The organism is Caballeronia arvi, assembly GCF_001544695.2.
Taxonomy (GTDB): Bacteria; Pseudomonadota; Gammaproteobacteria; order Burkholderiales; family Burkholderiaceae; genus Caballeronia; species Caballeronia arvi.
Map to the genome: position 1 here is coordinate 101,979 of NZ_FCOM02000022.1, position 9,427 is coordinate 111,405.

11 protein-coding genes are annotated in these 9,427 nt (G+C 62.9%); 2 read left to right on the forward strand and 9 right to left on the reverse strand.

The window, feature by feature from the left end; genetic code table 11:
• Positions 1 to 45 precede the first annotated feature (45 nt).
• The 5 genes from AWB74_RS23235 to rpsP all read right to left on the reverse strand — a co-directional run bounded on the left by AWB74_RS23235 (position 46) and on the right by rpsP (position 3,191).
• A complete protein-coding gene (locus AWB74_RS23235) occupies positions 46 to 705 on the reverse strand; it encodes a CoA pyrophosphatase (protein ID WP_061149075.1) in 660 nt (219 codons plus the stop codon).
• 145 nt (positions 706 to 850) lie between these two features.
• Positions 851 to 1,240, reverse strand: coding sequence for a 50S ribosomal protein L19 (gene rplS / locus AWB74_RS23240; RefSeq protein ID WP_061149058.1), 390 nt, complete (start codon positions 1,238 to 1,240; stop codon positions 851 to 853).
• A 128-nt stretch (positions 1,241 to 1,368) separates the two neighbouring features.
• A complete protein-coding gene (trmD, locus tag AWB74_RS23245; RefSeq protein WP_061149076.1) occupies positions 1,369 to 2,139 on the reverse strand; it encodes a tRNA (guanosine(37)-N1)-methyltransferase TrmD in 771 nt (256 codons plus the stop codon).
• 27 nt (positions 2,140 to 2,166) lie between these two features.
• Positions 2,167 to 2,883 (reverse strand): ribosome maturation factor RimM, encoded by a 717-nt coding sequence (rimM, locus tag AWB74_RS23250; RefSeq protein WP_061149059.1) that lies wholly within the window; start codon positions 2,881 to 2,883, stop codon positions 2,167 to 2,169.
• A gap of 53 nt (positions 2,884 to 2,936) precedes the next feature.
• Positions 2,937 to 3,191: a 30S ribosomal protein S16 gene (gene rpsP, locus AWB74_RS23255; RefSeq protein ID WP_008342343.1), complete on the reverse strand. Its 255-nt coding sequence runs from the start codon at positions 3,189 to 3,191 to the stop codon at positions 2,937 to 2,939.
• Between the two features lie 260 nt (positions 3,192 to 3,451).
• Between rpsP and AWB74_RS23260 the strand changes: the two genes are divergently transcribed.
• The gene (locus tag AWB74_RS23260) at positions 3,452 to 3,955 is read left to right on the forward strand and encodes a TM2 domain-containing protein (RefSeq protein ID WP_061149060.1); all 504 of its coding nucleotides are present in this window, start codon (positions 3,452 to 3,454) and stop codon (positions 3,953 to 3,955) included.
• Positions 3,956 to 3,959: 4 nt separating this feature from the next.
• Here AWB74_RS23260 and AWB74_RS23265 read toward each other — a convergent pair whose 3' ends face one another.
• Together AWB74_RS23265 and AWB74_RS23270 are read right to left on the reverse strand one after the other, a co-directional pair.
• Positions 3,960 to 5,087 carry a PA0069 family radical SAM protein gene (locus AWB74_RS23265; protein ID WP_061149061.1) on the reverse strand — a complete coding sequence of 376 codons (1,128 nt, stop codon included), beginning with the start codon at positions 5,085 to 5,087 and terminating at the stop codon, positions 3,960 to 3,962.
• A 67-nt stretch (positions 5,088 to 5,154) separates the two neighbouring features.
• On the reverse strand, positions 5,155 to 5,643 hold the full coding sequence (locus AWB74_RS23270) for an Lrp/AsnC ligand binding domain-containing protein (RefSeq protein ID WP_061124048.1): 489 nt from the start codon (positions 5,641 to 5,643) through the stop codon (positions 5,155 to 5,157).
• 133 nt (positions 5,644 to 5,776) lie between these two features.
• On the opposite strand from AWB74_RS23270, the gene AWB74_RS23275 reads away from it, so the two are divergent.
• On the forward strand, positions 5,777 to 7,069 hold the full coding sequence (locus AWB74_RS23275; protein ID WP_061149062.1) for a D-amino acid dehydrogenase: 1,293 nt from the start codon (positions 5,777 to 5,779) through the stop codon (positions 7,067 to 7,069).
• A 55-nt stretch (positions 7,070 to 7,124) separates the two neighbouring features.
• On the opposite strand, the gene AWB74_RS23280 is transcribed toward AWB74_RS23275, so the two are convergent.
• Both AWB74_RS23280 and AWB74_RS23285 read right to left on the reverse strand, forming a co-directional pair.
• On the reverse strand, positions 7,125 to 8,915 hold the full coding sequence (locus tag AWB74_RS23280; protein ID WP_061149063.1) for an acyl-CoA dehydrogenase: 1,791 nt from the start codon (positions 8,913 to 8,915) through the stop codon (positions 7,125 to 7,127).
• A gap of 104 nt (positions 8,916 to 9,019) precedes the next feature.
• Positions 9,020 to 9,427: electron transfer flavoprotein subunit alpha/FixB family protein (locus AWB74_RS23285; protein WP_200822019.1), on the reverse strand; the 408-nt coding region annotated here is incomplete at its 5' end.

Below are 9,427 nucleotides of genomic sequence, written 5' to 3' on the forward strand. Positions count from 1 at the left end.
AAGTAATCGCGCGTGCGATTACGGCAACGCAAACTTCCCGCGCCGTCACGCACGAGCCGCGAGAAAGCGATAAAAATTGCGCAACATGCCGGCCGTTGCGCCCCAGATGAAATAAGGCGCCTTTCCTTCACCCGGTGAATAGGGCATGGCAAAAAAACGACGCTCGCCGCCTTCCCAGCGAAACACGCGCACTTCGTGATTCGCCGGATTCATCAGCCATGCGAGCGGCACTTCGAAAATATCGGCAACCTCGCGTGTATCGGCTTCGAGCGTAAACGGCGGATGGACCAGCGCGACGACTGGCGTCACGCGGAAGCCCGTGCCTGTCAGATAGTCGGGCATCGCGCCGACGACCTCGCAGTGCTCCGCGCCCAGGCCCACTTCCTCGTCAGCTTCGCGCAGCGCCGTGGCGGCGGCATCGGCGTCTTCGGGCTCGCGGCGTCCGCCGGGAAAACTGATCTGGCCGGCGTGATCGGAAAGATGATCGGCGCGTTGCGTCAGCAACACGGTCAGCCCGCCCTCGCGCAGGACGAGCGGCACGAGCACCGACGCGACGCGCGGATCGCCGCCGATCGCCTTGATGCGCTGCTCGGGCGCCTCCTGCGCCCATTCGAGCGTCAGCCCGAAGCGCGCGCGCAGGCCATCGGGCGTGAGCCGGTCGGACGGGACGGGCGGCAGCGATTCGCCCGTCGAGAGCACGGGCATGCGTTCGGGTTCGAGGATGCGTGGAGTCGAAGTCTTGCCGATGGACACGGGTCGGGAATGGGGCTGTCGAAGCCTCAATTTGAACACACCAAAGAAAAAAGCACCCGGGAGGGGTGCTTTTTCCGTACTACGTCTGGCGGGACGCTTACTCGGCCGAAGCAGCAGCCTTGTCCTTGAACACCAGCTTTTCCTTGATACGAGCCGACTTGCCCGAACGCTCGCGCAGGTAGTAGAGCTTCGCGCGACGAACGTCACCGCGGCGCTTCACGACGATGCTCGCGAGCAGCGGCGAGTAGGTCTGGAACGTACGCTCGACGCCTTCGCCCGACGAGATCTTGCGGACGATGAAGTTCGAGTTCAGGCCACGGTTACGCTTTGCGATGACGACGCCTTCGTAAGCCTGGACACGCTTACGCGTGCCTTCGACCACGTTCACGTTGACGACGACGGTATCGCCCGGCGCGAAGTCGGGGATGGTCTTCTCGCCCAGAACGCGTGCGATCTCTTCCTTCTCGAGTTGCTCAATCAGATTCATTACTGACTCCTTGTGCCATCTTGCCGGAGTTGTGTGCCTTGTATGAGTCAGGCCCCGGTAGAGGATGGGTTTGCTTCAGGCGCCGATACGGCTCGACGCCCCCATTTCCCCGCTCGTCCGCTCTCGGTCTATTCAGACTTCGACGCTTCCTTCGCGAGTTCTGCGAGCCACGCCTCGTCGGCACGGCTCAACATCTTGCTTTTGCGCGCCCGCTCGATCAGATCGGGCCGCTTGTCCAACGTATTGCGCAATGCTTCGCGCCTGCGCCAGGCGTCGATTTCCTTGTGATGGCCGCCGAGCAGCACATCCGGAACGCGCACGCCTTCGTACTCTTCGGGCCGCGTGTAGTGCGGACAATCGAGCAAAACGTCGACGAAACTGTCCTGCACCGCCGATTGCGCGTCGTTCAGCACGCCGGGTAACTGGCGCACTACGGCGTCCATCAGCGCCATCGCGGGCAACTCGCCGCCGGACAGCACGAAGTCGCCGAGGCTCACTTCTTCGTCTACTTCGCGGTCGATCAGGCGCTGGTCGATCGCTTCGTAACGGCCGCACAGCAACACGAGACCCGGTTCCTGCGCGAACCGCATCACGCGGTCGTGGTCGAGCTTCGCGCCCTGCGGCGACATCAACACGACGCGCGTCGACGCAATGCCCTGCTCGCTTTGCGCAGCCTTCGCCGCGCGGATCGCGTCTTCCAGCGGACGCGCCAGCATGACCATGCCGGGGCCGCCGCCGTACGGGCGATCGTCGACGGTGCGGTAGTTGTTCGTCGTGAAATCGCGTGGATTCCACGTCCGCAAACCGAACCGTTGCTGCGATACCGCCCGGCTGGTGATACCCCAGTCGGTCAGCGCGCGAAACATCTCGGGAAAGAGCGTCACGACATCGAACTGCATCGTGCTCTCTCCTTGCGTCGATGCCAATTAATAATCAGCGTCCCAGTCGACGACGATACGCTTCGCCGCCCGGTCCACCGTTTTCACGTACACGCCGACGAACGGAATCAGCCGCTCGCCGGTGACGGACTCGCCATCCTTGTTCGTACCCGGATACTCGATCCGAAGGATGGAATGCGCGCCGTTGTCGATCAGATCGGCGACGCGGCCCAAAGCCACGCCCGCCTCGTTTTCGACATCCAGGCCGATCAGATCGACCCAGTAGAATTCGTCTTTGTCGTCGAGCTTCGGAAAATCGCTGCGCGCGATATGCACCACGTGGCCCTTCAACGCTTCGGCGGCGTTGCGGTCGTCGCAACCGCCTAGGCGCGCCACGATGGTATCCGCGTGCACTTTCGACTGCATGCAGCGCGCGGACTTGCATTCAAGGCCTTTCGTCAGCCACCAGCGTTTGGCCGTCAGCAGCGCGTCGCCGCCCTGCTTGCCGTTCGCGTGCGGCACGATCTTGACCCAGCCTTTGAGACCGTATCCGTCGGCGATGTAGCCGACTTCGACCGCGTCCTCAGGCAAGGCATCGACCGTCTCGATGACGTCTTCCTTCGTTCCGCTCGAAACGTCGACCGCCACGCGACGCGCGCCCGGCTTGCGGGCAAACGCGCCAAACGTGGCGGCACCTTCATCTTGCCCCGGCTTCGGTCGGCTGATGGCACCGTCGCGGCCGTTTTGTGGATCACGCGCGGACATCAGCGAACCTTTGGGCAGTTTCGAGCGTTCGATACAGCGTCGGCTCAGCGAGCTTAAGCAGCCGGCTGGGCTTGCTGAGCTTGCTTGACCAGGCGCTCGACGGTCGGCGACAGTTGCGCGCCAACGCCTTGCCAGTACGTCAGGCGATCTTGCGCGATGCGCAGCGATTCGCCCTTGGTTGCGACCGGGTTGTAGAAACCCACGCGCTCGATGAAGCGGCCGTCACGACGGCTACGCGAATCGGTTGCAACGATGTTGTAGAACGGGCGCTTCTTCGAGCCGCCACGAGCCAAGCGGATGATGACCATGCTGAAATCCTTGAAAACCGGGGTTCGGAACAACGAGAACAGGCGATTATAGCTGGATTCCGACGCTCGAACAAACACTTAACGCATTTTTTGGATACGAGGCGTCGTTCGCGACGAAGCGGCAGCGTTTCCGCATATCGAAAATAACGCCGATGCGGCAGCGTGCCTTTGGTGGCGAGCCCGGTCGTCGGCGTAGAATGGCAGGCCGGCGGCGTCGGTTCAAAGCCCTGCCCGCTTCCTTCTCACCACCGCTTTCGCTGATGACTTCCTCGTCTGTCGCCACGCAATCCGGTTCCAAACCGGCCGGCAAGCATGTTCCGCCCTACTTCCGCTCAAAGACGCTCACCGCGGCGCTCGCGTTCCTGTTCGGCTACATCGGGCTGCATCGCTTCTATCTGTATGGCATGCGCGACAAGTACGGCTGGGCGCATATCGTCGGCATCATTCTGGGCGCATTCGGCTATCTGCTGCTCAAGGAAACGGAGCGCGCGTCGCTGCTCGGCTGGGCGCTGGCGTTCCCGGGCGCGATCTCGCTGCTCGCGGCGTTTCTATCGGCGATCGTGTACGGGCTGCGGCCCGACGCCAAATGGGACGTGCAGTTCAACGCGCACACGGGCCGCAACAGTCGCTCTGGCTGGACGGTCATTTTCATCGTGATTTTTTCGCTGCTGATCGGCGCGTTCCTGCTGATGACCGGCCTCGCGCTCACGTTCCAGACGTATTTCGAGAGTCAAATCGAAGCGGCAAAGACGCTCTCGCAGTGAGCCGTCAGAAGAGATCGAGTTGCGGGCTGGATGGCGTCGCAACTCGCTTCGCGGGACGCTGAAACTCCGACATATCCAGAATGCCGCGCTGACGCGCACTGAGACCGAGGCGCTTCGTCGCTTTCTGAAAGCGCTGTTTCAGCATGTCGGCCCACAGACCTTCGCCTTTCATGCGCGTCGAGAAGTCCGAGTCGTAGTCCTTGCCGCCGCGCATGTCGCGCACGCGGCTCATCACGCGATCCGCGCGATCCGGAAAATGCGCGGCGAGCCAGTCCTTGAAAAGCGGCGCGACTTCCCACGGCAAGCGCAGCACGATATAGCTCGCGCTCGATGCGCCCGCCTCGGCGCAGGCCTCCAGCACACGTTCCATATCCGGCTCCGTTACGAACGGAATAACCGGCGCGATGCTCACGCCCACCGGAATGCCTGCCTCGGCGAGCGTGCGGATCGTGCGCAGACGCCGCGACGGCGTCGCGGCGCGCGGTTCGAGCGTGCGCGCGATATCGGCGTCGAGTGTTGTGACCGTGATGGCGGCCATCACCTGCCCGCGCCCGGCCATCGGCGCGAGCAAGTCGATGTCGCGTTCGATCAGCGATGACTTCGTGATCGCCGCGAACGGATGCCCGCAGTCGTGCAGCGTTTGAATCACGCGCCGCGTAAGCTGAAGTTCGCGCTCGACGGGCTGATAAGCGTCCGTGTTCACGCCGAGCGCGATCGGCTCGGGTTCGTAATTCGGCTTCGCGAGTTCCCGCTCGAGCAACTCGGGCGCGTTGACTTTCGCGTAGATACGGCTTTCGAAATCGAGCCCCGGCGAGAGGCCGAGATAGCTGTGTGTCGGCCGTGCGAAACAATAGATGCAGCCGTGCTCACAGCCGCGATACGGATTGAGCGAAACAGAGAACGGAATGTCCGGCGAGCTATTGCGCGTGAGGATGCTCTTCGCGCGCTCCTCGAAAACCTGCGTGCGCAGCGGCGGAGCGCCGCCCTCTTCAGGATTGCTGGTATGCAGCCAGCCATCGTCGACGCGTTCGCGCTCGTCTCTCTCGTAACGGCCCTGAATGTTCGTGACCGCGCCGCGCCCTTTCAACGGAGCGGGCGGCGCGACGGGATATTCACGATCAGGCGATGACATTGCGACGAAATCCTACGTTCGATACTGTATAAATATACAGTATCAACACACCGCCGCAAGCTAAAAATCACGTCTCGACGAAGATCCTCAGCGTCTCCTTGATCTCCTCCATCACGACGTAGCTCTTCGACTGCACCGCGCCCGGCAACTGCAGCAGGATGTCGCCGAGCAGCTTGCGATAGTCCGCCATTTCGCCGATGCGCGCCTTGATCAGATAGTCGAAGTCGCCTGACACGAGATGACATTCGAGCACTTCGGGAATCTTCTGCACTTCGCGCCGGAACTGCTCGAACATGTTGCCGCTCTTGTGATCCAGCGTGATCTCCACGAAAACGAGCAGCGCCGCGCCCAGTTCCGTGGGATTTACCCGCGCGTAATAGCCCGTGATCACGCCATCGCGCTCCATGCGCTTCACGCGCTCGATGCAAGGCGTCACGGACAGCCCGACGCGCTCCGCCAGGTCCTTCATCGCGATGCGGCCGTCGTCCTGAAGGATGTTCAGGATCTTGTGATCGAGCTTGTCGAGTGCACGGACCGGATTTCGCTGTGTTCGCATTGTGTTTTTCCTGAAAATCCACCAAATACGATAACTAAAACTGGCTTGATCCCAATACTATAGTCGATAACACTGGACCGGCAGAACGTAGCAGCACATACGGACTGTCCGGCGAATTCGAACCGGAGATCACATGCGAATCGTTATTCTTGGAAGCGGCGTCGTCGGCGTGACGAGTGCGTATTACCTTGCCCGCGCTGGCCACGAAGTCACGGTCATCGACCGCGAAGCCGGCCCCGCCCTCGAAACGAGTTTCGCGAACGCCGGACAGATCTCGCCGGGCTACGCATCGCCGTGGGCCGCGCCGGGCGTGCCGCTCAAGGCCGTGAAGTGGATGTTCGAAAAGCACGCGCCGCTCGCCATCCGCCTCGACGGCACGATGAACCAGTTGCAGTGGATGTGGCAAATGCTGCGCAACTGCACGCAGGACCGCTACACGGTCAACAAGGGCCGCATGGTGCGTCTGGCCGAATACAGCCGCGACTGCCTGCAGGCGCTGCGCGCCGACACCGGCATCAGCTACGAAGGCCGCACCGGCGGCACGCTGCAACTGTTCCGCACGCAGCAGCAATTCGACGGCGCGGGCAAGGACATCGACGTGCTGAAGGACGCGAACGTGCCGTTCGAGCTGCTCACCGCCGACGAACTGAAGAAGGCCGAGCCTGCGCTCGCCGCCGTATCGCACAAGCTGACGGGCGGCCTGCGCCTGCCGAACGACGAGACCGGCGACTGCCAGATGTTCACGACGCGCCTCGCCGCGATGGCCGAAGCGCTCGGCGTCAAGTTCCGCTACAACACGTCGATCGACGCGCTCGCCGTCGCCAACGGCCGGATCGCGGGCGTGCATTGCGGCAAGGAATTGGTGACGGCGGATTCGTATGTCGTCGCGCTGGGTTCGTATTCGCCGAAGCTAATCGGCGACCTCGTCAAGATTCCGGTTTATCCGCTGAAGGGCTATTCGATCACCGCGCCGATCGTCGATGCGAACCGCGCGCCCGTCTCGACCGTGCTCGACGAAACGTATAAGATCGCGATCACGCGCTTCGACGACCGTATCCGCGTGGGCGGAATGGCGGAGATCGTCGGCTACGACAAGAAGCTGAAGCAGGCGCGCCGCGAAACGCTCGAAATGTGCGTGAACGATTTGTTCCCCGGCGGCGGCGACACCGCGAGCGCAACGTTCTGGACCGGACTGCGCCCGATGACGCCGGACGGCACGCCGATCGTCGGCCGTACGCCGGTGCCGAACCTGTTCCTGAACACCGGCCACGGCACGCTCGGCTGGACGATGTCCTGCGGTTCCGGTCAGTTGCTCGCGGATCTGATGTCGGGCAAGCAGCCGGCTATCCGCGCGGACGATCTATCGGTGCATCGCTATTTCGGCGATGTCGGCGTGAATCGTCGTCCGGGCTACGCGAACGCTTGAGTTTTTGCCGAGCTGACGAAAAAAACGGCGCCTTTCGAGGCGCCGTTTTTCGTTCTCAGAACTGATCTTCGCTCAACGCGAGCACTCCTTCGCTGCCCTTCGCGCTGACGATCGATGCCTCTATCCCCGGCGCGAGCGGCAGAATGTGCTCCGCGAAGAATTCGGCGGTCGCGATCTTCGCCGTGTGAAAGCGCTCGTCTTCCGAACGCTTCGCGTGCGAAACGAGCATCGCGCGCGCCATCTGCCAGCCGCACAACGTAACGCCCGCAAGCCGCAGATACGGCACGCTGCTCGCGAACACCGCATTCGGATCGCTCTTGAACTTCGCGACGATGAACTCGATCGAGCGCGCCAGCGACAGGCTCGCCGCGCTCAGGTGCCGATGCATCGACTTGAACGGCTGGCCGTCGACTTCTGCGAGCGCCGCGATGGTCTGATCGATCTGCGCGAGCAGCGCCTGCGCCACGCGGCCGCCGTCGCGCACCGTCTTGCGGCCGACCAGATCGTTCGCCTGGATCGCCGTCGTGCCCTCGTAGATCGTCAGAATGCGCGCATCGCGATAATGCTGCGCCGCGCCCGTCTCTTCGATGAAGCCCATGCCGCCATGCACCTGCACTCCCAGGCTCGCGACATCGATCGACATTTCCGTGCTGAAGCCCTTCACGATCGGCACGAGATACTCGTAGATCGCCTGATGGCTCGTGCGCGCGTCCTCGTCCGGATGGCCGTGCGCGAGATCGCTGTGCGCCGCCGCGACATACGCGAGCGCGCGGGCGCCTTCGGTATAGGCGCGCATCGTCGCGAGCATGCGGCGCACGTCAGGATGATGGATGATCGTCACCGGCTCTTTCGCGCTGCCATCGACCGGACGGCTCTGCACGCGCTCCTTCGCATACGCGACCGCCTGCTGATACGCGCGCTCGGCAATCGCGACACCCTGCATGCCCACCGCAAAGCGCGCCGCGTTCATCATGATGAACATGTACTCGAGACCGCGATTCTCCTCGCCGATCAGATAGCCGGTCGCGCCGCCGTGATCGCCGTATTGCAGCACGGCCGTCGGGCTCGCCTTGATGCCGAGCTTGTGCTCGATGGACACGCAATGCACGTCGTTGCGCGCACCGAGCGAGCCGTCGTCGTCGACGAGGAACTTCGGCACGAGGAAGAGCGAAATGCCTTTCACGCCTTCGGGCGCGTCGGGCGTGCGCGCAAGCACGAGATGCACGATGTTCTTCGCCATGTCGTGCTCGCCGTACGTGATGAAAATCTTCGTGCCGAAGATCTTGAACGCGCCATCGGATTGCGGCTCGGCGCGCGTGCGCACGAGCGCGAGATCGGAGCCCGCCTGCGGCTCGGTCAGGTTCATCGTGCCGGTCCATTCGCCGGTGATGAACTTCGGCAGATAGCGGGCTTTCTGCTCGTCGCTGCCCGCGGTGAGGAGCGCTTCGATGGCGCCATCGGTGAGCAGCGGGCACAACGCAAAGGACAGGTTCGCCGAGTTGAGCGCTTCGATGCACGGCGTCGCGATGAGCTTCGGCAAGCCCTGGCCGCCGAAGTCCGTGGGATGCACGACGCCTTGCCAGCCGCCTTCCGCGAACTGGCGAAACGCATCCTTGAAGCCGGGCGTCGTCGTGACTTCGCCGTTCGCCCACGCGCTCGGATTGCGGTCGCCCGCGACATTCAGCGGCGCGATGACTTCGCCGCAGAAACGCGCGGCTTCTTCGACGACGGCCTGCGCCGTATCGAAGCCCGCGTCCTCGTGACCGGGCAGCGCGGCGATGCGGTCGATATCCGCGAGTTCCTTCATGACGAACAGCATGTCCTTGATCGGGGCGCTGTAGCTCATTGTCCTGTCTCCTCCATCGAATGTTCGGCGCAAAAAAAGGGCGCAACGTTTGTCGCGCCCTTCGTTTTTATTTTTTGGCGAGTGTTCGACTCACACGGCGCGGTTTAGCCGAGCTCTTTCACCAGTTCCGGCACGAGCGTGAACAGATCGCCGACGAGACCGTAATCGGCCACGCTGAAGATCGGCGCTTCGGGATCCTTGTTGATCGCGACGATGACCTTCGAATCCTTCATACCGGCCAAGTGTTGAATCGCGCCCGAGATGCCGACGGCCACGTACAGCTGCGGCGCGACGATCTTGCCGGTCTGGCCGACTTGAAAGTCGTTCGGCACGTAGCCCGCATCGACTGCGGCACGCGATGCGCCGAGCGCCGCGCCGAGCTTGTCCGCCAGCGGTTCCAGCGTCTTCGTATAGTTTTCGCCGCTGCCCAGACCACGGCCACCCGACACGATGATGTGCGCGCTCGTCAGTTCCGGACGATCGAGCTTCGTCACTTCGCGGCTCACGAACTG